Here is a 22847-nt window from a genome sequence, read left to right on the forward strand (position 1 = left end):
GCCGGGGGATGCGGGTTCAGGGGCGGGCGGGCAGAGCCGCCGGGCCAGTCATGCGAGTGCGCGGGAGGTCGGGCCAGGCGGCTTCTGGTGATGGTGCTGGTGGATCGCAGCGTGGGGCGGCCTTCAGGGGGTGGGGGTGGTGACGGCGTAGAAGGCCACGGCTGCGGCGGCGCCGACGTTGAGGGAGTCGATGCCGTGGGCCATGGGGATGCGGACGGGGTGGTGGGCGGCGGCGATGGCGTGGGGGGTGAGGCCGTCGCCTTCGGCGCCGAGCAGGAGGGCGGCCTTGGGGAGGCGGTGCGGGGTGAGGGTGGCGAGGTCGACGGCGTTGTCGGCGGGGGTGAGGGCGAGGAGGGTGAAGCCGGCGGCGCGGACGGTGTCCAGGGCGACGGGCCAGGGGTCGAGGCGGGCGTACGGGACCGCGAAGACCGCGCCCATGGAGACCTTGACGGCCCGCCGGTAGAGCGGGTCGGCGCAGTCGGGCGAGAGCAGGACGGCGTCCATGCCGAGGGCGGCGGCGCTGCGGAAGATTGCGCCGAGGTTGGTGTGGTCGACCAGGCCCTCCAGGACGGCGACCCGGCGGGCCCCGGCGAGCAGGTCGGCGGCGTCCGGGAGGGGCTTGCGCTCCATCGAGGCGAGGGCGCCGCGGTGGACGTGGTAGCCGGTGACGGCTTCGGCGAGCCCGGGTTCGACCACATGGACCGGGGCGTCGGCCTCGGCGATGACGTCGGCCATCACGTCCAGCCACTTCGCGGTGAGCAGCATCGACCGCATCCGGTAGCCGGCGGCGAGGGCGCGGCGGATGACCTTCTCCCCTTCGGCGATGAACAGGCCCTCGGCGGGTTCGCGGCGGCGGCGCAGTTCGACGTCGGTGAGGCCGGTGTAGTCGGCGAGGCGGGAGTCGGCCGGGTCGGTGATGGTGCTGGGTTCGGACACCCTGCGATCTTGCCAAGCGGGGGCGGGGAAGGCCAAACGGCCGACCGGACGGGGTGGTCCCCGGCTAGCCGGAGTGCAAATATGACCGTATGGCCCGTTATCCGGGCCGATCCTGGGCACCGTCGGCCTCTGGCGCCTCTGACGCCACTGGCTCCGCCGGCTCCTCCGGTGGCCGCCCACACGGTCGGCCACAGCTGCCGCGCGCGAGGCGGGCGTGGCCGGTGTGGCACCGGTCGGTTGCCGGGCAGGTGTTCGCCCTGCAGATCCTGGTCGTGCTGCTGCTGGCGGCGGCCGCGGTGATCGCCCTGGTGGTGCAGTCGCGCAACGACGCCGACAACGAGGCGCGCAACCGGTCGGTGGCGGTCGCCCAGACCTTCGCCAACTCGCCGGGCATGGTGGACGCGCTCCGCTCCCCCGACCCGACCGCGATCCTGCAGCCGAAGGCGCAGTCCGCGCGGATCGGGTCCGGCGTGGACTTCATCGTCGTCCTGAACAACCAGGGCATCCGCTACACCCATCCGAACCCGGCCCGGATCGGCCAGAAGTTCATCGGCACCTACGAGCCCGCGCTGCACGGCCAGGTGGTGACCGAGCACGTCACGGGCACGCTCGGTCCGCTGGTGCAGGCGGTGGTCCCGGTGTACTCGCCGGACGGCCAGGTGGTCGGGCTGGTCTCGGCGGGCGTCACGCTGGCCAACGTCAGCACGGCGAGCGAGCGTCAGCTGCCCGTGGTGCTGGGCGCGACGGCGGGCGCGATCGGGCTGGCCACACTGGGGAGCGCGCTGATCAGCCGTCGGCTGCGGCGGCAGACGCACGGGCTGGGCCCGATCGAGATGACCAGGATGTACGAGCACCACGCGGCCGTGCTGCACGCGGTGCGCGAGGGCGTCATGATCGTCGGCGGGGACGGGCTGCTGCTGCTCTGCAACGACGAGGCGCGCCGGCTGCTGGACCTGCCGCCGGACGCCGAGGGCCGCCCGGTGGCCGAGCTGGGCCTGGAGCAGGCGCCGCTGGAGCTGCTGACCGCCAACCGCCAGGTGACCGACGAGGTGGTGCTGGCCGGGGAGCGGCTGCTGGCCGTGAACGTCCGGCTGACCGACCAGGCCGGCGGCCCGCCCGGCTGCGTCGCCACGCTGCGTGACTCCACCGAGCTGCTGGCGCTGTCCGGCCGGGCCGAGGGGGCGCAGCGGCGGCTGCGGCTGCTGTACGACGCCGGGGTGACGGTGGGCAGCACGCTGGACGTGACGCGGACGGCGGAGGAGCTGGCGCAGGTCGCGGTGCCGCGGTTCGCGGACTTCGTCACGGTGGACCTCGCGGAGCAGGTCCTGGTGGGCGAGGAGCCGCCGCCGGGCGTCGTCCTGGGGCGGATGCGGCGCGCGGCGGTGGCGGGCGTACGGGACGACGGGCCGTTCTACCCGGTCGGCACGGTGCTGGAGGTGGTGCCGTCGAGCCCGCTGGCCGGGGCGCTGCACAGCGGCGAGCCGGGCCTGGAGCCGGATCTGGCGGAGGCCCTGCGCTGGCGGGAGCAGGACCCGGAGGGGTCGGCGCGGGCGCTGGCGTACGGGGTGCACTCGCTGGTGCGGGTGCCGCTGCGGGCGCGCGGGGTGCTGCTGGGGGTGGCCCGGTTCTGGCGGGCGCAGCGGCCGGAGCCGTTCGAGCCGGACGACCTCGCGCTGGCGGAGGAGCTGGTCTCGCACGCGGCGGTGTGCATCGACAACGCCCGCCGCTACACCCGGGAGCACGCGATGGCGGTGACGCTGCAGCACAGCCTGTTGCCGCGCAGCCTGCCGGCGCAGAACGCGCTGGACGTGGCGCACCGCTACCTGCCGGCCCAGGCCGGGGTGGGCGGGGACTGGTTCGACGTGATCCCGCTGCCGGGCGCCCGGGTGGCGCTGGTGGTCGGGGACGTGGTGGGGCACGGGCTGCACGCGGCGGCGACGATGGGCCGGCTGCGGACGGCGATCCACAACTTCTCGACCCTGGACCTGCCGCCGGACGAACTGCTGGGGCACCTGGACGAGCTGGTGAACCGGATAGACCAGGACGAGGCGGCGAGCGGCGAGAGCGCCGGGCTGACCGGGGCGACCTGCCTGTACGCGATCTACGACCCGGTGGCGCGCCGGTGCACGCTGGCCACCGCCGGGCACCCGCCGCCGGCCGTGGTGGACCCGGAGGGCCGGGTGGTGTTCCCGGAGCTGCCGACCGGGCCGCCGCTGGGGCTGGCGGTGCTGCCGTTCGAAACCGCCGAGCTGGAGCTGGCCGAGGGCAGCCGGCTGGTGCTGTACACGGACGGGCTGGTGGAGGACCGCGACCGGGACATCGACGAGGGGCTGGAGCTGCTGCGCTCGGCGCTCTCCGGCCCGCCGCGCACCCCCGAGCAGACCTGCGCGGACGTGCTCGGGGCGATGCTGCCGGCGCACCCGCAGGACGACATCGCGCTGCTGGTGGCGCAGACCCGGGTGCTGGCGCCGGACCAGGTGGCGCAGTGGGACGTGCCGTCGGACCCGGCGGCCGTGGGCACCGTCCGGGCGGACGTGGCGCGGCGGCTGGAGTCCTGGGGGCTGGAGGAGGCCGCGTTCGCCACCGAGCTGATCCTGAGCGAGCTGGTGACCAACGCGATCCGGTACGGCTCGGGGCCGATCCGGGTGCGGCTGCTGCGGGACCGGGCGCTGATCTGCGAGGTGTCGGACGGCAGCAGCACCTCGCCGCACCTGCGGTACGCGGCGACCGAGGACGAGGGCGGGCGCGGGCTGTTCCTGGTCGCGCAGTTCGCGGACCGCTGGGGGACGCGGTACACGGCGACCGGGAAGGTGATCTGGACGGAGCAGCCGCTGGAGTAGGAAGTCGGACGGGCCGACTTCCCACTCCCGACTCTCCCGCTCGGGGCGGCCCTACCGCTGGAAGGCGGCGGCCAGGACGTTGACGACGTCGCCGATGACGATGACCGCCGGCGGCTTGACCCCCTCGGCCTCGACCACCGCGGCGACGGTGCCCAGGGTGGCGTCCACCCGGCGCTGGGCGGCGGTGGTGCCCTCCTGGACGATCGCGACCGGGGTGTCCGCCGGGCGGCCGTGCTCGACCAGCCGGGCGGCGATCGCGCCGATCTTGTCCACGGCCATCAGCAGCACCAGGGTGCCGCTCATCTTCGCGGCGGCCTCCCAGTTGGTCAGCGAGCGCTCGTCGTCCGGGCCGACGTGGCCGGAGATCACGGTGAACTCGTGCGTCATGCCCCGGTGGGTGACCGGGACACCGGCCGCCGCGGGGACGCTGATCGAGCTGGAGATGCCGGGCACGACCGTGACCGGCAGACCGGCCTCGGCGCAGGCCAGCAGCTCCTCGCCGCCGCGTCCGAAGACGTACGGGTCGCCGCCCTTGAGCCGGACCACGAACTTGCCGGCCTTGGCGTGCTCGATCAGCGTGCGGTTGATCGCCTCCTGGGCCATGAACCGGCCGTACGGGATCTTGGAGGCGTCGATCACTTCGACGTGCTCGGGCAGCTCGGCGAGCAGCTCGCGCGGGGCGAGGCGGTCGGTGACCACCACGTCGGCGTCGGCGAGCAGGCGGCGGCCGCGCACGGTGATCAGGTCCGGGTCGCCGGGGCCGCCGCCGACCAGGGCGACGCCGGCGCCGTGCGAGCGGTACTGGCGGGCGGCCAGCGAGCCGTCCCGCAGGCCCTCCACGATCGAGTCGCGCAGGGCGGCGGAGTGGCGCGGGTCGCCGGTGAGGACGGCCACGGTGGCGCCCGCGTCGCGGCCGCTGGCCGGGGTCCAGGCGGTGGCGGCGGAGGCGTCGTCGCTGCGGGAGCAGAACACCCGGGCCCGCTCGGCCTCGGCGCTGACGGCCGTGTTGACGGCCGGGTCGTCGGTGGCGACCAGCACGTACCAGGCCTCGGCCAGGTCGCCCTCCTCGTACGGACGGGCGTGCCAGGTGAGCTCCCCGGCGTCGGCCATCGCCTGGACGGCGGGGGTGGTGGCCGGGGATATCAGGTGCAGGTCGGCGCCGGTGGCGATCAGGGCGGGCAACCGACGCTGGGCGACCTGGCCGCCGCCGACCACGACGACGCGGCGGCCGGCCAGCAGCAGGCCGACCGGGTACGGGGTGCGGCCCTCGGTGCTCGGGTGCGGATTGGGCGCGGTCATCGGCGGTGCTCCTGGATCGGGGTGCGGATGTGGGGACGGTACGGCAAGACGCCGCTCCGCGGACCGGCGCGCCCTCGGGCCGGTCCGCGGAGCGGTGACGAGGTGCGCGTCAGGCCTTCTCGGTGACCCCGGCGGAGTCGAAGGTGGCTACATCGTGCATCGCCCGGGCCGCGCTCTGCACCAGCGGCAGGGCCAGCAGGGCACCGGTGCCCTCGCCGAGCCGCAGGTCCAGGTCGATCAGCGGACGCAGGCCGAGCTTCGCCAGCGCGGCCTGGTGGCCGGGCTCGGCGGAGCGGTGGCCGGCGATGCAGGCGGCCAGCACCTCGGGGGCGATCGCCTTGGCGGCCAGCGCGGCCGAACCGGCGATGACGCCGTCCAGGACCACCGGGGTGCGCAGCGAGGCGGCGCCCAGCAGGAAGCCGGCGATGGCCGCGTGCTCCAGGCCGCCGATGGCCGCGAGGACGCCGATCGGGTCGTTCGGGTCGGGCTGGTGCAGGGCCAGCGCGGCGCGGATGACCTCGATCTTGCGGGCGTGGGTCTCGTCGTCGATGCCGGTGCCGCGGCCGGTGACCTCGGCCGGGTCCAGGCCGGTGAACACCGAGATCAGGGCCGCCGAGGCGGTGGTGTTGGCGATCCCCATGTCGCCGGTGACCAGTGCCTTGTTGCCCGCCGCGACCAGGTCGCGGGCGGTCTCGATGCCGACCTCGATGGCCTTGAGGGCCTCCTCGCGGGTCATCGCCGGGCCCTGGGTCATGTCGGCGGTGCCGGGACGGACCTTGCGCGGCAGCAGACCGGTGGCACGGCCCTGCTGGACGGCGTCGGGCAGCTCGGCGGCCACGCCGACGTCGACCACGCAGACCTCGGTGCCGATCTGCTTGGCGAAGGAGTTGATCACCGCTCCCCCGGCCAGGAAGTTGCCGACCATCTGGGCGGTCACCTCCTGCGGCCACGGGCTGACGCCCTGGGCGTGCACGCCGTGGTCGCCGGCGAAGATCGCCACGCAGGCGGGCTCCGGGATCGGCGGCGGGCACTTGCGGGACAGGCCGCACAGCTGGGCGGAGATGATCTCCAGCATGCCGAGCGAACCGGCCGGCTTGGTCATCCGCTTCTGCCGGTCCCACGCCTCGCCGAGCGCCTTGGCGTCCAGCGGGCGGATGCCGCGCAGCGTCTCGGCGAGCAGGTCCTGCGGCTCCTCGCCGGGCAGCGCGCGGTTGCCGTACTGCTCCTCGTGGACGACCCAGGCCAGCGGGCGCTTCTTCGCCCAGCCCTGCTGCTCCAGCTCCGGCTCGTCCGGGAAGGAGTCGACGTAGCCGACGCACAGGTAGGCGACGACCTCCAGGTGCTCCGGCAGGCCGAGCTCGCGGACCAGCTGCTCGTCGTCGAAGAAGCTCACCCAGCCGACGCCCAGGCCCTCGGCGCGGGCGGCCAGCCAGAGGTTCTCGACGGCCAGGGCGGCCGAGTACGGGGCCATCTGCGGCTGGGTGTGCCGGCCCAGGGTGTGCCGGCCGCCGCGGGTGCGGTCGGCGGTCACCACGATGTTGACCGGGGTCTCGAGGATGGCCTCGATCTTGATTTCCTTGAACTGCTTGGCCCGGCCCTTGGGCAGCGAGTCCGCGTACGCCTCGCGCTGGCGCTCGGCCAGGGCGTGCATCCGCCTGCGGGTCTTGCCGGAGCGGATCACCACGAAGTCCCAGGGCTGCGAGTAGCCGACGCTGGGCGCGGTGTGGGCGGCCTCCAGGACCCGGATCAGCACCTCGTGCGGGATCGGGTCCGGGCGGAAGCCGTTGCGGACGTCGCGGCGCTCACGGATCACCTGGTGGACGGCCTCGCGGCCGGCCTCGTCGTAACCGGGGGCGGCCGGGCCGCGCGGCTCGGCGGGCTCCTCGGGCTGCGGGTCCTCGGCCACCGGCTGGTCGGCGGCGGGCTGCTCGGCGACCGGCTGGTCGGCGAGCTGCTGCTCGGCCTGCGGCTCGGCCTGGGGCTCCCCGGCGGCGGGGGCCTCAGGGGCCTGCTCGACGGTCTCGACGGCCTCGGTGGCCTCGGCGGTGACGGGCTCCGCGGTCTCGGCGGCGGCGTCAGCCGTGCCCTCGGCCGGTGCCTGCTCGGCGGTGGCCTCGGCCGGGACCTCGACGGGCGCGGCCTCCTGCGGCTGCTCGCCCTCCGCGGTCTGCTCCACCACGGCCTGCTCGGCCGCGGCGTTCTCCGCCACGACGTGCTCCGCGACGGCCTCGGCGGCGGGCTCGGCCTGCTCGGCGGCGGGCTGCGGCTCGCCCTCCGGCAGGACGGCGTCGGTCGGCTGCGCGGCCTCGGCCGCGGGTGCGGCGGCGGCCTCGGCACCCTGCTCGGGGGCTTCGGCCGGGACCTCGGCCTGGGCCTGCTCGGCGACCGGCTCGGCGGCGGCCTCGGCCGGGGTCTCGACGGGCGCGGCCTGCTGCGGCTGCTCGCCCTCGACGGCCTGCTCCACCACGGTGTTCTCCGCGACGGTGTTCTCCGCGACGGCCTGGCCGGACGGCATCTCGCCGGTGCCGGCGGCGGTCTCGGCGACCGGCTCGGCCACGGCCTCCGGCGCGCTCGCGACGGCCTCGGCGGTCTCCGCACCCTGGACGGGCTCGGCGGCGGCCGGAGCGGCCTCGGCGGTCTCGCCGCCCTCGACGGCCTGCGGCGCGGCGGCGGCCGCTATGGGCGCGGGCTGCTGCGGCGCGGCCTCGCCGGCCGCCGGGGCCTGCTCGACAGGCGCGACCTTGGGCAGGCCGTGCGGGGTGGGCGCGGCGAGGAAGGCGGAGATCCGGCGCGGCTGACCGGCCGGAGTGGCGGCCTCGGCCTGCTCGGCGGCACCGTCGGCGACGGCACCCTCGGCGGCGGCCTCCTCGACCACGACGGACTCGACGGCCACGGACTCGACGGCGACCGACTCGACGGCCACCGACTCCACCGCGACGGATCCGACCGCGACCGGCTCGACCGCACCGGGAGCGGCGTGGGCCTCGGCGCCCGGCTGGGCGGCCTCGGCCGGGACCGGCTCGGCGACGACGGCCTGCGCCGCGAAGGCCGAAGCCTCCGCGACGGCCTCGGCGGGCTGGGCGCCCTGGACGGTCTGGGCGGCGTCCGGGGTCTCGACGACCTCGATCACCTCGATCGCGCCGACCGTCTCGATGGCCATGACGGCCTCGACCGGCTGCGAGGCCAGCGGCACCTGCGCCACCTGCTGGACGTCCTGCGGCAGCACCTGCTGACCCTCCGCCACGGGAGCCCCCGGAGCCATCGGAGCCATCGGAGCCATGGGGCCCGCCGGAGCGGCCGGAGCCGCCGCGGCCTGCGCCATCGGAGCCCCCGCGACCAGCGGAACGACCGGCGCCGCCGGAGCGGCCTGCGGCACGGCGGCCGGAGCCGGGGCGACGGTCTCGGCCATCGGCGGCCGGCCGACGACCGGGATGCCGTGCGCGGGCGTGCCGCCCTGCGACGGCCCGCGGTCGGCCAATGAGCGGACCGGGACCTGGCCGGTCATCAGCGACGGGTCCGGGATCGGCGGGCCGGCGTGCAGCGGGCGGCGCGGCGGCTGAGCCTGCGTCACCGGCTGCTGTGCCTGCGGCTGCGACGGGAAGGGCTGCTGCTGGAACTGCTCGGCGCCGAGCGCCGGCGGGTCCAGCGGCGGCCAGGAGGGCTCGACCGGCATGCCGTCCTGCTGCGGCGCGAGCGGCGTCTGCTCGACCGGGACGGCCGCCATCGGCTCGCCCCAGGAGCCCTGCGGACCGGGCATCAGCAGCACGTCGTCCTCGTCGTCCAGGCCGTCGGGCTGGTCGAGGAAGTGGAAGGCCGGGCGCTGGGCGCCCTGGTCGACGGCCCACCCCTCGCCGGGGACGGCATAGCCGGGCTGGCCCTGCGGCGGGATGGCGCCGGCGCCCGGGGGCATCCCGCCGGGCACGGCACCGACCGGGGCCGCCGGGTTCGGGATCACTCCGCCGTCCGTCGCGACGCCCTGCAGAGGTGCAACGCCCGCGACGCCCTCCGGTCCGCCGAGCGGGTCGGGCCCGGCGTTCAGGTGCTCCGGCAGTCCCTCGCCCGGGACGTGGCCGCCATCGGTCATTGTCAAAGCTCCTTCCAGGCCGCTGCCGCGCCCTTGGCGACGCGATCACCGATCGCAGCGCCCATCCGCACGGGCCGGGCCTGCACCGACCCGCCCCTCAACCACACGCGGCCGCCGCGCCGAAGCGCTGCGGCCCGAGTCCTTCCGGCGCACTGCGGCACCCCGGCCCGGCACACCGCCCACACGGGGGCGGCGCATCGTCTGAAACAACGACAACCCGGAGCGACCGGCACGACCGCACCGGACCCTACGGCATTCTCCAGGTCCGGCACGAGGCGCGTCGAATTGCCCACACTCCGAGCGGAACGGGGTTGCACCACGTCAAAAAGGTGACAAACCGACCGAATCGGGTGGGTCGCCGACAGCTGCAGCCGCCCAGGACGTCACACTACCGGCCCGGCGCGGTCACCTCTCGAATCATTGTCCGGATGCGACCTGGATCACCGTCGATCACCGTCCCGCCGCGCGCGGCCCCCCGGCCGCACCCGAGGCCTTCACACGATCTGCTCACCCCAGAGCACCAGCGCGCCGGTCCCGTCCGCCCCCAGCGCCAGTCCGCCGCCGTCCCCGGTGGAGCGCAGCGGGGTCGACTGGAGCAGCGCGCCGTCCGCCCGGTAGCCGGCCTCGCCGATCGCCCGGCGGATCTCCTCCGCCTCGGCGAGGGTCCGGGGCAGCGCGACGAACCGCTCCGGCTTGCGGGCCAGTACGGCGCGCACCACGTCCGGTCCGCCGGACTCCACGACCGCCGCGTCCGGCTCCGGCAGGCCGCCGAGCACTTCGGGGCCGCTGCCGTGGACGGCCTCCACCTCGACGCCGTACCGGCGGGCGTTGACGGTCAGCCGGGCGCAGGCCGAGCGGGAGCCCTCGACGGCGACCACGGCGGCGCCGAACCGGGCCGCCTCGACGGCGAGGGCTCCGCTGCCCGCGCCGACCGACCAGACCAGGTCCCCCGGACGTGCACCCAGACGGGCCAGCACCAGGGCGCGTACGTGCGCGGGGAGCGTGTCCGGCGCGCCCGTCTCACCCCCCGTGCGCCCGGCGCCCGCGTAGGCATCGCCGGGGAGCGCCCAGCCGCGCTCCGCGCCGGGGTAGCCGACCGGGCGCCCGGCCAGCCAGCCGGCCGCCTGGTCCACCGGGCCGGCCAGGGCGGAGCCGCCGATCACCAGCACCACGTTGGGGTCGCGCCAGACGTGGTCGGCGATCCGGTCGGAGGTGAGGACGGTGATGTCCTCCTCGGGGGTGCCGAGGGCCTCGCAGACCACGAAGGTCCGGTGCACCCCGCGCAGCATCAGGGCGAGTTCGGCGGGCCCGGCGCCCGGAGCGGTGAGCACCGCGACCTTGGGGTTGGCCCGGCAGATGTTCGCCGCGCGGCGCAGCCGGCCGCCGTGGGCGCTGACCACCTGGGCGTCCTCCCAGGGCATGCCGGCCCGGGCGAAGGCGGTGGCCACGGAGGAGACGGCGGGCAGGACTTCGAGTTCGAGGCCGTACTCGGGGCGGCGCAGGGTGCGCACCACGCCGAAGAAGCCCGGGTCGCCCTCGGCGACCACGACGGCGGCGCCGCGGTGTTCGGCGATCCGGCGGGCGGCCTGCCGGATGTCGCCGAGGGCGATCCGTTCGGCGTCGTCCGGCACCGGGAGGGCGCCCAGTTGGTAGGGGGCTCCGGCCACCAGGGTCGCCGCGGCGAGGGCCGCACCGGCGGCCTCGGTCAGCGGCGTGCCGTCCCACCCGATGACCGTGATCCGGTCAGCCATCTGCGGCCGTTCTCCCTCGACTCGGTGCGCCACGCGGTACGCCACTCAGCACGCCACTCACTTGCGGCGCGGTTCGGCGCGGTGCGGCGCCGGTCAGAGGCTACCGGGTGTGATCGTCCGGGGTGGACATCTCGCACACATGTCCGTGACGGGCGGGTGGCGGCCCGCCGTCCGGTCGGGCGCCGCCGGGCCTGGCGGGTCAGTCGCGCAGCACGTAGCGGTGCTCGCCGTGCCAGCCGCCCCGGTGCGCTCCGGGCGACTCCAGGTCCTCCGGGAGCAGGCTCCACAGGATGAGGTCGCTGCGGCTCTCCTCCCCGGTCCGGCGGCCGGGAGCCCCCACGAAGGCCTCCCCGGGCTCGCCGCGCACTATCCAGGCGCTGCGCAGCACGCCCTCGCTGATCGCGCCGATCTTCCCGGCGACCTGCTGGGCGGCGGTGTTGCCGGCGGCGGTGCGCATCTCCAGGCGCAGGAAGCCGCGGTCCTCGAACAGCCACTGGGCGACGCCGAGGACGGCCTCCGGGGCGTAGCCCTCGCCGCGCGCCCAGGTGGCGGTGACGTAGGAGATCTCGGTGCTGCGCAGCCGCCAGTCGGTGTTGCGCAGCTCGACCAGGCCGACCAGGCGCTGGGTCAGGTGTTCGGTGACGGCGAAGACGATGCCGCGCCCGGCGGCCCGGTGGGCGGGGGCGTGGGTGCGGACGAGCTCGGCCGCGTAGGCCTCGGTGAAGGGGTGCGGGAGGTCCGTCCAGGCCAGTACGAGGTCATCGGCCATCATCGCGGCCAGGCCGGGGGCGTCGTCCTCCGCAAGGGGACGCAGCAGCAGCCGTTCGGTGCTGATGGCGGTCTCGGGGAAGCTCGCTGCCATGCCGTCTCTCCTCGCCGGGTCGTGAACACAACACCGTACGCCTCCGTCGCACTCCGGGTATCACGCGGTGCGCCGCGCGCACGACGGTACGTCAGAACGCCTTTGCCCGGGGCGTCCCTGGTGCATACTGCCCGACCGGGCCCCCGCCGAGGTGCGGCGGGGGCCCGGTCGGGCGTTGCGGGGGGACGGCGGTGCGACGGCGCCGCGACGGAGGTGCGTCGGATCAGAAGGCCGGGACGACCGAGCCCTGGAAGGTGTCGTTGATGTACTTCTTGACCTCGTCGGAGTGCAGCAGCTCGGCGAGCTTCTTGACCCGCGGGTCGTTCTCCTTGCCCTTCTTGACGGCGAGGATGTTGGCGTACGGGTTGCCCTCGGCCTTCTCCAGCACCAGGGCGTCGGTGGCCGGCTTCAGGCCGGAGTCGAGCGCGTAGTTGCCGTTGATGACGGCGGCGTCGACGTCCGTGATGGAGCGGGGCAGCTGGGCGGCCTCCAGCTCCTTCCACTTGAGGTTCTTCGGGTTGCCCGTCACGTCGGCCGGGGTGGCGGCGGTGCCGGCGCCGTCCTTGAGGGTGATGAGCTTGTTGTCCGCGAGCAGCTTGAGCGCGCGGCCCTCGTTGGTGGCGTCGTTCGGCAGGCCGATGGTGGCGCCGTCCGGAAGGTCGGTGATCGACTTGACCTTCTTGGAGTAGACGCCGAGCGGCTCCAGGTGCACCGTCTCGACCGAGACGATGTCGGTGCCACGCTTCTTGTTGAAGTCCTCCAGGTACGGGACGTGCTGGAAGTAGTTGGCGTCGGCCGAACCGTCCTGCACCGCCGTGTTGGGGGTCACGTAGTCGGTGACCTCCTTGATGTCGAGCTTGAGGCCCGCCTTGTCCGCGAGGTTGTCCTTGACGAACTTGAGGATCTGCCCGTGCGGGGTGGGGCTGGCGACGACCTTCAGCGGCGCGTTCGGGTCCGAGGAGGACGAGCCCGAGCTGCTGCAGGCGGCCACGGAGAGGGCGAGGCCGGCGGTGGCGAGGATGCTGGTGAACTTCAGAACGTTGCGCACGAAAAGTGCCTTTCTGCGTGATGCGGGGAGCCGCGTCCAGGGTCGGACGGGGGAGGTCTAGGAGGCGACGGCGGATTCGTCGGCTTCGGGGGTGGCGGCGCGCGGGCGGAGCAGGCGGGTGCGTCCGCCGCCCTGGCCCCGGTTCGCCAGCCGGCGCACGGCGTAGTCGCCGGCCAGCTGGATGATCGTCACGATGATCGCGATCTCCGCCACGATGATCCACATGAAGGCGGTCTCGAAGCGCAGGTAGCCGTAGCGGTAGGCGAGGTCGCCCAGGCCGCCGCCGCCGACCGTGCCGGCCATCGCGGAGTAGCCGATCAGCGCGATGATCGTGGTGGTGACGGAGGCCACGATGCCGGGCAGGGCCTCGGGCACCAGCGTCTTGCGGACGAGCGTCCAGGTGCCGCCGCCCATCGACTGGACGGCCTCGATCAGGCCGCGGTCGACCTCGCGGACGGAGGTCTCGACCAGGCGGGCGAAGAACGGGATCGCGCCGACGGTCAGCGGCACGGTGGCCGCCTGCCAGCCGAGGGAGTTGCCGGTCAGCCACCGGGTGAAGGAGATCAGCGCGATCATCAGGATGATGAACGGCAGCGAGCGAGCGAGGTTCACGATCGCGCCGAGCACCTTGTTCACCGGCTGGTTCTGCAGCACTCCGCCCTTGGAGGTGAGCACCAGCAGGACGCCGAGGGGCAGCCCGAGGAGGACGGTGCAGACGGTCGCGACCCCGACCATCTGGAAGGTCTCCTGGGTGGCGGGCCACATCAGTTCCTGCATCTGGTCCCAGGTCATGCCACCGCTCCGTTCGCCGCGCCGATCACGTCCACCTGCAGGCCCTGCTCGCGCAGGTAGCCGATCGGCACCACGTTGTCCTGGTGGCCGCCGGACAGTTCGACCCGCATCCGCCCGACCATCCGGCCGGCGATGGTCTCCACGGCGGCGCCGAGGATGTTGATGTCGATCTGGTAGGTGCGGGCCAGCTGGGAGACGAACGGCTGGGCCGAGGTGTCGCCCTGGAAGGTGATCTCCAGCACGGTGGAGCCGGGGTGTCCGGTGCCGAACTCGCTGAGCGGGAACAGCTCGCGGGCCAGCTCGGAGCCGGGCTCGGCCAGCAGGTCGGTGAGACTGCCGGACTCGACCACCCGCCCGCCGCGCATCAGGGCGGCCGAGTCGCAGACGGACTTGATGACGTCCATCTCGTGGGTGATCAGCAGGACGGTGAGGCCGAGCTGCTGGTTGAGGTCGCGCAGCAGCTTGAGGATCGAGCGGGTGGTCTCCGGGTCGAGCGCCGAGGTGGCCTCGTCGGAGAGCAGCACCTTGGGGTCGCCGGCCAGGGCGCGGGCGATGCCCACGCGCTGCTTCTGGCCGCCGGAGAGCTGGTTGGGGTAGCTGCGGGCCTTGTCGCCGAGGCCGACCAGGTCGAGGAGTTCGGCGGCCTTGCGGCGGCGCTGGGTGCGGTCCAGGCCGATGATCTCCAGCGGGAGTTCGACGTTCTGCTGCACCGTCCGCGAGGCGAGCAGGTTGAAGTGCTGGAAGACCATGCCGATCCGCCGGCGGGCCTCGCGCAGCTCCCGTCCCGCGCGGTTCTCGCCACCGGACAGCGCGGTGAGTTCGAGCCCGTCCACGGTGACGGTGCCGGAGGTCGGGCGCTCCAGCATGTTCACGCAGCGGATGAGGGTGGACTTGCCGGCACCGCTGGTGCCGACGACTCCGTAGACCTCGCCCGGGCGGACGTGCAGGTCGACGCCGGCGAGGGCGGTCACCTCGCGGCCTCGGGAGCGGTAGACCTTCGTGAGGTCCGTGGTGGTGATCACAGCGGCTTCCGTGGGTCGGGGGCGGGCGGCGTGGGTCGACCGCCCGACCGGCGTGCGGTCGGCGGCGTCTTACGTCGCTTCGCCAGGGGGATCCGGACCTGCCACCCCTTGATCGTGGCCGCTGGACGGCCGGGCCGCGCGACGGCGTGGCCCTTACGAGTCACCGGTGCCCGCGGGTGGGCGGGCACGGCAGGGGGAGGGGTACGGGATGACGGACGCGCTCGCACGGGCGGGAGCGGCGCCGGAGTCTCGCTTCGGGGCGCGAGGGGAAGGGCACCCGCAGGGGGGCGCCGGGGGCGGTGGCCCTCAGCAGTGACACATTCGACGACACATGGCACGCTCACCTGCCGGCATTGTGCCGGTGGGGGTGCAGTTCGTCGTCGCAGTCATGTGAGCCAGTAAAACAGATGGCTCCGGGTACGCCCAATTATTTGACGGGGCTGTCCGCAATACGGACACGTTCGGCTCTGACCTGCGGAAACACGGCTCGGCGCCGCCACCGTACCGTCCGGATGGTGGCGGCGCCGAGGGGGCGCGGAGCGGCGGGCTCAGGCCGTCGCGGCGAGCGGCGTGCTGACGGGCTTCTCCAGGTGGACGAAGCTCAGCCGGTTGTTGACCTGCTCGACCCGGGTCTGCCGGTAGCCCTGGCGGGCGTACAGGCGCAGGTTGCCGAGGCTGCGGTGGCCGGTGAACAGGCGGAAGGCGGACACCCGGCCGTCCTCGACGAGGCGGCGCTCCAGCGCGTCCAGCAGGCGGCCGCCGAGGCCGTGGCGCTGCATCCGCGGGTGGACGACCAGACGCCCTATCCGGCCGACACCGTCGGCGCCGACGTGGCCCCGGACGGTGCCGACCACCTCGTCGCCCAGCCGGGCGACCAGGAAGTGCTGTTCGGTCAGTTCGGCGCGCAGGCTCTCCAGGCTCTGCGTCAGGGGCTCGATCGCCCAGTCGCCGTACAGCTCGGCCTCGGGCTGGTAGCCGAGGTACTGGAGCTTGAGGATCTGCTCCGCGTCCTCGGCCGCCGCGGCCGAGATGATCACGCTCATGCCCATGTGGAGGGGCCTCCCCAGTCGTCGTGCCCGGCGCGCAGAGGGTGGCGCGCTCACGCTCAGTATCCGAGTGATCGCGGCACCGTCAAGAGCTGCGTTCGCCAGCGCTCTACCCGGGTGTCAGCTTTCCTCAACCTTCGCGGGGCCGGACGTGGCGAGGGTCACGCCCGTTCGGGGAGGGGCCGGGGCGCCCGGTCGGGCGGCGCGGACGGGCGCGGCGGGAGCCGCCCCCGCGCCTCACGGGTACCGCTCCGCGTGGAGCAGCGTACGCAGGCAGGCGAGGCAGCGGGAGCGGGTGGGGCCGATGGAGCCGCGGGGCATGCCGAGGCGCTCGGAGAGCTCGCGGTAGGTCGGCGGCGGGTCCTCGGCCAGGGCGGCGACCAGCTGCGGGCAGCGGCCGGGCAGCGCGGCGACGGTCTCGCGGACCACCCGGCGGCGGCGTTCGGCGAGGTAGACGTCCTCGGCGGAGGGGACGGGGGGAAGGGTTGTGCACACACCGTGCATGACGCCCGGGGGCGGGGCCGGTTACGCCCGGGCCGGGGCGCGGACGCCGGAGGGGCGCGCCGGTCGGACCGCCGCGCCCCTCCCCCGGCCCCGGGTCAGACCCGGATCCACTCCTGCTGTCGCGCCAGGTCCGCCTTCACCTCGGCGAGCTGGACCGCGACGGCGGACGGGGCGGTGCCGCCGCGCCCGTTGCGGGAGGCGATGGCGCCGTGCACGCTGAGCACCGAGCGCACCTCCGGCGTCAGGTGCTCGGAGATCGCGGCGAACTGCTCGTCCGTCAGGTCGGACAGCTCGATGCCCTCGGCCTCGCAGACCTTGACGCAGGCGCCGGCCACCTCGTGCGCGACCCGGAACGGCACGCCCTGCTTGACCAGCCACTCGGCGATGTCGGTGGCGAGCGAGAAGCCGGCCGGGGCGAGCTCCTCCAGCCGCTCCCGGTGCACGGTGAGGGTGGCCATCATCCCGGTGAACGCGGGCAGCAGCACCTCCAGCGTGTCGCAGGAGTCGAAAACCGGCTCCTTGTCCTCCTGGAGGTCCCGGTTGTAGGCCAGCGGCAGCGCCTTGAGGGTGGCCAGCAGGCCGGTCAGGTTGCCGATCAGGCGGCCGGACTTGCCGCGGGCGAGCTCGGCGATGTCCGGGTTCTTCTTCTGCGGCATGATCGAGGAGCCGGTGGAGAAGGCGTCGTGCAGCGTGATGAAGCCGAACTCCTTGGTGTTCCAGATGATCACCTCCTCCGCGATCCGGGAGAGGTTGATCCCGATCATCGCGGTCACGAAGGCGAACTCGGCGACGAAGTCGCGCGAGGCCGTGCCGTCGATGGAGTTGCCGACCGAGCCGCCCTCGAAGCCGAGGTCGGCGGCGACGGCCTGCGGGTCGAGGCCGAGCGAGGAGCCGGCCAGCGCCCCGGAGCCGTACGGCGAGACGGCGGTGCGGGCGTCCCACTGGCGCAGCCGCTCGGCGTCCCGGCCGAGGGCCTGCACGTGCGCGAGGACGTGGTGGGCGAAGAGCACGGGCTGGGCGTGCTGGAGGTGGGTGCGGCCCGGCATGGCGGTGTCCGGGTGCGCCTCGGCGAGGCCGACCAGGGCCTGCTGGAGGTCGAGCAGCAGGCCGCCGATGGTCTTCGCGTGGTCCCGCAGGTACATCCGGAACAGGGTGGCGATCTGGTCGTTGCGCGAGCGCCCGGCCCGCAGCTTGCCGCCGAGCTCGGCGCCGAGGCGCTCCAGCAGGCCGCGCTCCAGGGCGGTGTGGACGTCCTCGTCGGCGACGGTGCCGGTGAAGGTGCCCGCCTCGACGTCGGCGAGCAGCCGGTCGAGGCCGCCCAGCATGCCGGCCAGCTCCTCGTCGGAGAGCAGGCCGGCCTTGTGCAGGACCCGGGCGTGGGCCTTGGAGCCGGCGATGTCGTACGGCGCGAGGCGCCAGTCGAAGTGGACCGAGGCGGAGAGCCTGGCCAGCGCCTCGGACGGGCCGTCGGCGAAGCGGGCGCCCCAGAGGCGGACGTCGGAGGACTGCTGGGCGGTCATCGCGGGGCTCCTTCATGCCTGTACAGCGGACGGCATAAGTATGCACGATGGCGTATGAAACACAAAACCCCGGCCGACGGGGTCCGTCGGCCGGGGTCGTGGGTGTCCGGACGCTACTGCGCCTTCGCCTGGGCGAGTTGCATGAGGTGGTCGGCGAGCGCCTGGCCGCCGGCCGGGTCGCGGCTGATCAGCAGCACGGTGTCGTCACCGGCGATGGTGCCGATGATCTCGAACACCTCCGCCTGGTCGATCGCCGAGGCCAGGAACTGGGCGGCGCCCGGCGGGGTGCGCAGCACCACCAGGTTGCCGGAGGCCGTCGCGGAGACCATCAGCTCGCCGGCCAGCCGGGCCATCCGGCCCTCGCTGGCCGACTCCCCCATCGGCGCGCGCGGCGTGCGGTCGCCGCCCTCGGCGGGGACGGCGTAGATCAGCGCGCCGTCCCGGTTGCGGATCTTGACCGCGCCCAGCTCGTCCAGGTCCCGGGAGAGGGTGGCCTGGGTGACCACGAGTCCGTCGTCGGCGAGCAGCTTGGCGAGCTGGCTCTGCGAACGCACGGGCTGGCGGGTGAGCAGGTCCACGATCCGCCGGTGGCGCGCGGTGCGGGTCTGCGGGACCTGCGGCGTCGGGCCGGCGGCGGACGGGCCGGAGTGGGAAGCGGTCATGTGATTATTCTCCCGGACGACGGTCAACTCGCATCGGCCGGGGCGTTCTCCCGCACCGTCCGGAGGATGCCCGGCAGCGCCGCGAGGAAGGCGTCCGCCTCCTGCTCGGTCAGGACCAGCGGCGGGGCCAGCCGTACGGCGTCCGGGACGGCCGCGTTGACCAGGAAGCCGGCCTCCTGCGCGACGGCCTGGATCCGGGCCGCGACCGGCTCGGTGAGCACGATGCCGAGCAGCAGGCCGGCCCCGCGCACGTGCGAGACCAGCGGGTCGCCGATCGCCTCGACGCCGTGCCGCAGCCGCTCGCCCAGCTTGCGGACGTGCTCCAGCAGGCCCTCGGACTCGATGGTGTCCAGCACCGCGAGCCCGGCCGCGGCGGCCACCGGGTTGCCGCCGAAGGTGGTGCCGTGCTGGCCCGGGGTGAGCAGGTCGGCGGCCGGCCCGAAGGCGAGGGTCGCACCCATCGGCAGGCCGCCGCCGAGCGCCTTGGCCAGCGTGACCACGTCCGGCTCGACGCCCTCGAAGGCCTGGTGGGCGTACCAGTGGCCGGTGCGGCCGACACCGGTCTGGATCTCGTCCAGGACGAGCAGGGTGCCGGTGGCCCGGGTGATCTCGCGCGCCGCCCTGAGGTAGCCGTCCGGCAGCGGGATCGCGCCGTTCTCGCCCTGGATCGGCTCCAGGAAGACGGCGGCGGTCTCGGTGGTGACGGCCGCCCGCAGCGCCTCCACGTCACCGAAGGGGACGTGGGTGACGTCGCCCGGCAGCGGGCGGAACGGGTCCTGCTTGGCGGGCTGGCCGGTGAGCGCGAGGGCGCCCATGGTCCGGCCGTGGAAGGCGCCCTGGAGGGCGACCAGGTGGGTGCGGCCGGTCCGCCGGCTGATCTTGAAGGCGGCCTCGTTGGCCTCGGCGCCGGAGTTGCAGAAGAACACCCGGCCGCCCGGCCGGCCGTCCAGCTCCAGCAGCCGCTCGGCGAGCGCGACGGTCGGCTCGGCCATGAACAGGTTGGAGACGTGGCCGAGGGTGGCGATCTGCCGGCCGACCGCCTCGACGACGGCCGGGTGGGCCGTACCGAGGGCGTTCACGGCGATGCCGCCGAGCAGGTCGGTGTACTCCTTGCCGTCCGCGTCCCACAGCCTGCTGCCCGCACCGCGCACCAGCGGGATCCGGGGGGTGCCGTAGTTGTCGGTGAAGGTGTGCTGCCACCGCTCGGTGAGCTGCTCGTTGTGCGTCATGCCAGTCCCCCGGTCACGGTCGGCTCGTCGTCCGGCACGACCATCGTGCCGATGCCCTCGTCGGTGAAGATCTCCAGCAGCAGGCTGTGCGGCACCCGGCCGTCCAGGACGCGGGCGGTGCCCACCCCCGAGCGGACGGCGCGCAGGCAGCCCTCCATCTTGGGGAGCATGCCGCTGGCCAGGCCCGGCAGCAGCTCATCCAGCTCGCTCGCGTTGAGCTGGCTGATCACGTCGTCGGAGTTCGGCCAGTCCTTGTAGAGGCCCTCGACGTCGGTGAGGACGACGAGCATCTCGGCGCCGAGCGCGACCGCCAGGGCGGCGGCGGCCGTGTCGGCGTTGATGTTGTAGACGTGGCCGTCCGCGCCCCGGGCGATCGAGGAGATGACCGGGATCCGGCCGTCCCCGATCAGCGCCTTCACCGCGCCGGCCTCGATGTTGACGATGTCGCCGACCAGGCCGATGTCCACCTGCTCGCCGTCCACCACCGCGTAGCGCTTGACCGCCGTCATGGTGTGCGCGTCCTCGCCGGTCATCCCGACGGCGAACGGGCCGTGCGAGTTGAGCAGGCCGACCAGCTCCCGCTGCACCTGGCCGGCCAGCACCATCCGGACCACGTCCATGGTCTCGGGGGTGGTGACCCGCAGGCCGTTGGTGAAGCTGGACTCCAGGCCGAGCTTCTCCAGCTGGGCGCTGATCTGCGGGCCGCCGCCGTGCACCACGACGGGGTGCAGACCGGCGTAGCGCAGGAACACGACGTCCTGGGCGAACGCCGCCTTCAGCTCCTCGTCCACCATGGCGTTGCCGCCGAACTTGATCACGACGGTCTTGCCGTGGAAGCGCTCCAGCCACGGCAGTGCCTCGATCAGCGTCATGGCCTTGGGCAACGCGGTGTTGTTGCGGGCCTGTTCGCCCTTGGGTGCGATCTGCACGGGTATCCCTCGTCGATGGGGGTCCCCCCGGCCGGAGGTTGGCGGAGGATGTCGCGGATCAGGTGGCACGGCTCACGTGGAGTAGGCGCTGTTCTCGTGGACGTAGTCGGCGGTGAGGTCGTTGGTCCAGAGCGAGGCGCTCGCGCCGCCGGCGTTCAGGTCGGCGGTGACGACGACCTCGCGGCCCTTCATGTCCACCAGGTCGCGGTCCTCGCCGACGCCGCCGTCCTTGCAGACCCAGACGCCGTTGATGGCGACGTCCAGCCGGTCCGGGTCGAAGGCGGCGGAGGTGGTGCCGATCGCGGCCAGCACCCGGCCCCAGTTGGGGTCCTCGCCGTGGATGGCGCACTTGAGCAGGTTGTTGCGGCTGATCGTCCGGGCGACCTCGACCGCCTCGTCCTCGGTGGCGGCACCGGTGACGTCGATCCGGATGTCCTTGCTCGCGCCCTCGGCGTCGCCGATCAGCTGGCGGGCCAGGTCGGCGCTGACCGCGCGGACGGCCTCGGCGAACTCGGCCTCGTCCGGGGTGACGCCGGTGGCGCCGGAGGCGAGCAGCAGCACGGTGTCGTTGGTCGACATGCAGCCGTCGGAGTCGATCCGGTCGAAGGTGGTGCGGGTGGCGCCGCGCAGGGCGGCGTCCAGGCCGGCGCTGTCGACGGCGGCGTCGGTGGTGAGCACGACCAGCATGGTGGCGAGGCTCGGGGCGAGCATGCCCGCGCCCTTCGCCATGCCGCCGACCGTCCAGCCGGCCGGGCTGGTGACCTGGGCGGTCTTGTGCACGGTGTCGGTGGTCTTGATGGCGATCGCGGCGGCCTCGCCACCGGTCGCGCTGAGCTCCCCGGCGGCCAGGGTGACGCCGGGCAGCAGGATGTCCATCGGCAGCCGGACGCCGATCAGGCCGGTGGAGGCGACGGCGACCTCGCCCGCGTTGAGCCCCAGGTCGGCGGCGACCTTCTCCGCGGTGGCGTGGGTGTCCTGGAAGCCGAGCGGGCCGGTGCAGGCGTTGGCGCCACCGGAGTTGAGGACGACGGCGGAGACCTGGCCGCCCTTGAGGACCTGCTCGGACCAGAGCACCGGCGCCGCCTTGACCCGGTTGGCGGTGAAGACGCCGGCCGCGGCGAGCGAGGGGCCGTCGTTGACCACCAGGGCGAGGTCCGGGGTGCCGGAGGCCTTGATGCCGGCCGTCACCCCGGCGGCGCGGAAGCCCTTGGCCGCCGTCACGCCCACGTTGCCAGCAGTACTCACGGTGCGACTCCGTTCACGGGGAGGCCGAGCTCCTCGGGCAGGCCGAGGGCGATGTTCATGCTCTGCACCGCGCCACCGGCGGTGCCCTTGACCAGGTTGTCGATCGCGCTGATCGCGATGATCCGCCCGGCGGTGGCGTCCAGGGCGACCTGGACCAGGGCGGTGTTGGCGCCGTAGACGCTGCTGGTCTGCGGCCACTGCCCCTCGGGCAGCAGGTGGACGAAGGCCTCGCCCGCGAACGCCTCGGCGTAGGCGGCGCGCAGGCCCTCGGCGGTCACGCCGGGCTTGGCCTTGGCCGAGCAGGTGGCGAGGATGCCGCGCGGCATCGGGACCAGGGTGGGGGTGAAGGAGACGGTGACCGGCTCACCGGCGAGCGGGCTGAGGTTCTGCGCCATCTCCGGGGTGTGCCGGTGGACGCCGCCGACGCCGTACGGGCTGACGCTGCCCATCACCTCGCTGCCCAGCAGGTGCGGCTTGGCGGCCTTGCCGGCCCCGGAGGTGCCGGAGGCGGCGACCACCACGGCCTCCGGCTCGGCGAGCCCGGCCGCGTACGCGGGGAACAGCGCCAGCGAGACGGCCGTCGGGTAGCAGCCGGGTACGGCGATCCGGTTGCTGCCCTTCAACGCGGCGCGGTGGCCGGGGAGTTCGGGCAGGCCGTAGGGCCAGGTGCCGGCGTGCGCGGAGCCGTAGAACTGCTCCCAGTCGGCGGCGGCCCTGAGCCGGAAGTCGGCGCCGCAGTCCACCACCAGGACGTTCGGGCCGAGGGCCTCGGCGACGGCGGCGGACTGGCCGTGCGGCAGCGCCAGGAACACCACGTCGTGGTCGGCCAGCACCTCGGGGGTGGTGGGTTCGAGCACGCGGTCGGCGAGCGGGATCAGGTGCGGCTGCAGCGCGCCCAGTCTGGTGCCCGCGTTCGAGCCGCCGGTCAGCGCCCCGATCTCCACCTCAGGGTGGCCGAGCAGCAGACGCAGCACCTCGCCGCCCGCGTACCCACTGGCGCCGGCGACGGCGACTCGCAATGCCATGGCGTTCCTCCTAGGTCTTGGCATGAATATACGCGTGGAGGAAAATCCATGCA

General features: G+C 74.2%; 17 protein-coding genes. 1 reads left to right on the top strand and 16 read right to left on the bottom strand.

The annotated features are described in order from the left end of the window. Positions 1–123: 123 nt before the first annotated feature. Entirely contained in the window at positions 124–936 is an 813-nt protein-coding gene (locus ACYP53_RS28770; protein WP_189920780.1) for a TrmH family RNA methyltransferase, read from the bottom strand. Positions 937–1025: 89 nt separating this feature from the next. Here ACYP53_RS28770 and ACYP53_RS28775 point away from each other — a divergent pair, with 89 nt between their 5' ends. Next, the gene (locus ACYP53_RS28775; RefSeq protein WP_189920782.1) at positions 1026–3776 is read left to right on the top strand and encodes a SpoIIE family protein phosphatase; all 2751 of its coding nucleotides are present in this window, start codon (positions 1026–1028) and stop codon (positions 3774–3776) included. A gap of 51 nt (positions 3777–3827) precedes the next feature. Here ACYP53_RS28775 and cobA read toward each other — a convergent pair whose 3' ends face one another. The 15 genes from cobA to argC form a co-directional block, all read right to left on the bottom strand. Further along, the gene (cobA, locus tag ACYP53_RS28780; protein ID WP_189920784.1) at positions 3828–5075 is read right to left on the bottom strand and encodes a uroporphyrinogen-III C-methyltransferase; all 1248 of its coding nucleotides are present in this window, start codon (positions 5073–5075) and stop codon (positions 3828–3830) included. A gap of 109 nt (positions 5076–5184) precedes the next feature. Then, positions 5185–9159 carry a nicotinate-nucleotide--dimethylbenzimidazole phosphoribosyltransferase gene (cobT, locus tag ACYP53_RS28785; RefSeq protein WP_459649551.1) on the bottom strand — a complete coding sequence of 1325 codons (3975 nt, stop codon included), beginning with the start codon at positions 9157–9159 and terminating at the stop codon, positions 5185–5187. Between the two features lie 494 nt (positions 9160–9653). After that, the gene (gene cbiE / locus ACYP53_RS28790; protein ID WP_459649552.1) at positions 9654–10910 is read right to left on the bottom strand and encodes a precorrin-6y C5,15-methyltransferase (decarboxylating) subunit CbiE; all 1257 of its coding nucleotides are present in this window, start codon (positions 10908–10910) and stop codon (positions 9654–9656) included. Positions 10911–11109: 199 nt separating this feature from the next. Beyond that, positions 11110–11772 (bottom strand): GNAT family N-acetyltransferase, encoded by a 663-nt coding sequence (locus ACYP53_RS28795; protein WP_189920790.1) that lies wholly within the window; start codon positions 11770–11772, stop codon positions 11110–11112. A 223-nt stretch (positions 11773–11995) separates the two neighbouring features. Next, on the bottom strand, positions 11996–12820 hold the full coding sequence (locus ACYP53_RS28800; RefSeq protein ID WP_189920792.1) for a MetQ/NlpA family ABC transporter substrate-binding protein: 825 nt from the start codon (positions 12818–12820) through the stop codon (positions 11996–11998). Positions 12821–12877: 57 nt separating this feature from the next. After that, a complete protein-coding gene (locus ACYP53_RS28805) occupies positions 12878–13612 on the bottom strand; it encodes a methionine ABC transporter permease (protein WP_459649553.1) in 735 nt (244 codons plus the stop codon). Then, positions 13609–14634 carry a methionine ABC transporter ATP-binding protein gene (locus ACYP53_RS28810; RefSeq protein ID WP_459649554.1) on the bottom strand — a complete coding sequence of 342 codons (1026 nt, stop codon included), beginning with the start codon at positions 14632–14634 and terminating at the stop codon, positions 13609–13611. The genes ACYP53_RS28805 and ACYP53_RS28810 overlap by 4 nt, the downstream gene beginning before the upstream one ends. A gap of 548 nt (positions 14635–15182) precedes the next feature. Beyond that, complete coding sequence (locus ACYP53_RS28815) at positions 15183–15683, bottom strand: GNAT family N-acetyltransferase (protein WP_189920803.1); 501 nt, start codon at positions 15681–15683, stop codon at positions 15183–15185. A gap of 234 nt (positions 15684–15917) precedes the next feature. Further along, positions 15918–16175 carry a sigma-70 family RNA polymerase sigma factor gene (locus ACYP53_RS28820; RefSeq protein ID WP_189920805.1) on the bottom strand — a complete coding sequence of 86 codons (258 nt, stop codon included), beginning with the start codon at positions 16173–16175 and terminating at the stop codon, positions 15918–15920. A 104-nt stretch (positions 16176–16279) separates the two neighbouring features. After that, positions 16280–17704 (bottom strand): argininosuccinate lyase, encoded by a 1425-nt coding sequence (gene argH, locus ACYP53_RS28825; protein ID WP_459649555.1) that lies wholly within the window; start codon positions 17702–17704, stop codon positions 16280–16282. Between the two features lie 113 nt (positions 17705–17817). Further along, positions 17818–18366, bottom strand: a complete 549-nt coding sequence (locus ACYP53_RS28830; protein WP_049652068.1) for an arginine repressor — start codon at positions 18364–18366, stop codon at positions 17818–17820. A 23-nt stretch (positions 18367–18389) separates the two neighbouring features. After that, positions 18390–19595, bottom strand: coding sequence for an acetylornithine transaminase (locus ACYP53_RS28835; protein WP_459649556.1), 1206 nt, complete (start codon positions 19593–19595; stop codon positions 18390–18392). Beyond that, positions 19592–20467 carry an acetylglutamate kinase gene (gene argB, locus ACYP53_RS28840; RefSeq protein ID WP_189921070.1) on the bottom strand — a complete coding sequence of 292 codons (876 nt, stop codon included), beginning with the start codon at positions 20465–20467 and terminating at the stop codon, positions 19592–19594. The genes ACYP53_RS28835 and argB overlap by 4 nt, the downstream gene beginning before the upstream one ends. A 129-nt stretch (positions 20468–20596) precedes the next feature. Next, entirely contained in the window at positions 20597–21751 is a 1155-nt protein-coding gene (gene argJ, locus ACYP53_RS28845) for a bifunctional glutamate N-acetyltransferase/amino-acid acetyltransferase ArgJ (RefSeq protein ID WP_459649845.1), read from the bottom strand. 14 nt (positions 21752–21765) lie between these two features. Beyond that, positions 21766–22794, bottom strand: a complete 1029-nt coding sequence (gene argC / locus ACYP53_RS28850; protein ID WP_189920811.1) for an N-acetyl-gamma-glutamyl-phosphate reductase — start codon at positions 22792–22794, stop codon at positions 21766–21768. Positions 22795–22847 lie beyond the last annotated feature (53 nt).

The organism is Kitasatospora sp. Ki12 (assembly GCF_054601375.1).

Excerpts from the sequence above, each read along its gene's own strand:
- ACYP53_RS28775 (WP_189920782.1), top strand. The coding sequence starts at position 1,026 with ATGGCCCGTTATCCGGGCCGATCCTGGGCACCGTCGGCCTCTGGCGCC.
- cobA (WP_189920784.1), bottom strand. The coding sequence starts at position 5,075 with ATGACCGCGCCCAATCCGCACCCGAGCACCGAGGGCCGCACCCCGTAC.
- cobT (WP_459649551.1), bottom strand. The coding sequence starts at position 9,159 with ATGACCGATGGCGGCCACGTCCCGGGCGAGGGACTGCCGGAGCACCTG.
- cbiE (WP_459649552.1), bottom strand. The coding sequence starts at position 10,910 with ATGGCTGACCGGATCACGGTCATCGGGTGGGACGGCACGCCGCTGACC.
- ACYP53_RS28795 (WP_189920790.1), bottom strand. The coding sequence starts at position 11,772 with ATGGCAGCGAGCTTCCCCGAGACCGCCATCAGCACCGAACGGCTGCTG.
- ACYP53_RS28805 (WP_459649553.1), bottom strand. The coding sequence starts at position 13,612 with ATGACCTGGGACCAGATGCAGGAACTGATGTGGCCCGCCACCCAGGAG.
- ACYP53_RS28815 (WP_189920803.1), bottom strand. The coding sequence starts at position 15,683 with ATGGGCATGAGCGTGATCATCTCGGCCGCGGCGGCCGAGGACGCGGAG.
- argH (WP_459649555.1), bottom strand. The coding sequence starts at position 17,704 with ATGACCGCCCAGCAGTCCTCCGACGTCCGCCTCTGGGGCGCCCGCTTC.
- ACYP53_RS28830 (WP_049652068.1), bottom strand. The coding sequence starts at position 18,366 with ATGACCGCTTCCCACTCCGGCCCGTCCGCCGCCGGCCCGACGCCGCAG.
- ACYP53_RS28835 (WP_459649556.1), bottom strand. The coding sequence starts at position 19,595 with ATGACGCACAACGAGCAGCTCACCGAGCGGTGGCAGCACACCTTCACC.
- argB (WP_189921070.1), bottom strand. The coding sequence starts at position 20,467 with ATGACGCTGATCGAGGCACTGCCGTGGCTGGAGCGCTTCCACGGCAAG.
- argC (WP_189920811.1), bottom strand. The coding sequence starts at position 22,794 with ATGGCATTGCGAGTCGCCGTCGCCGGCGCCAGTGGGTACGCGGGCGGC.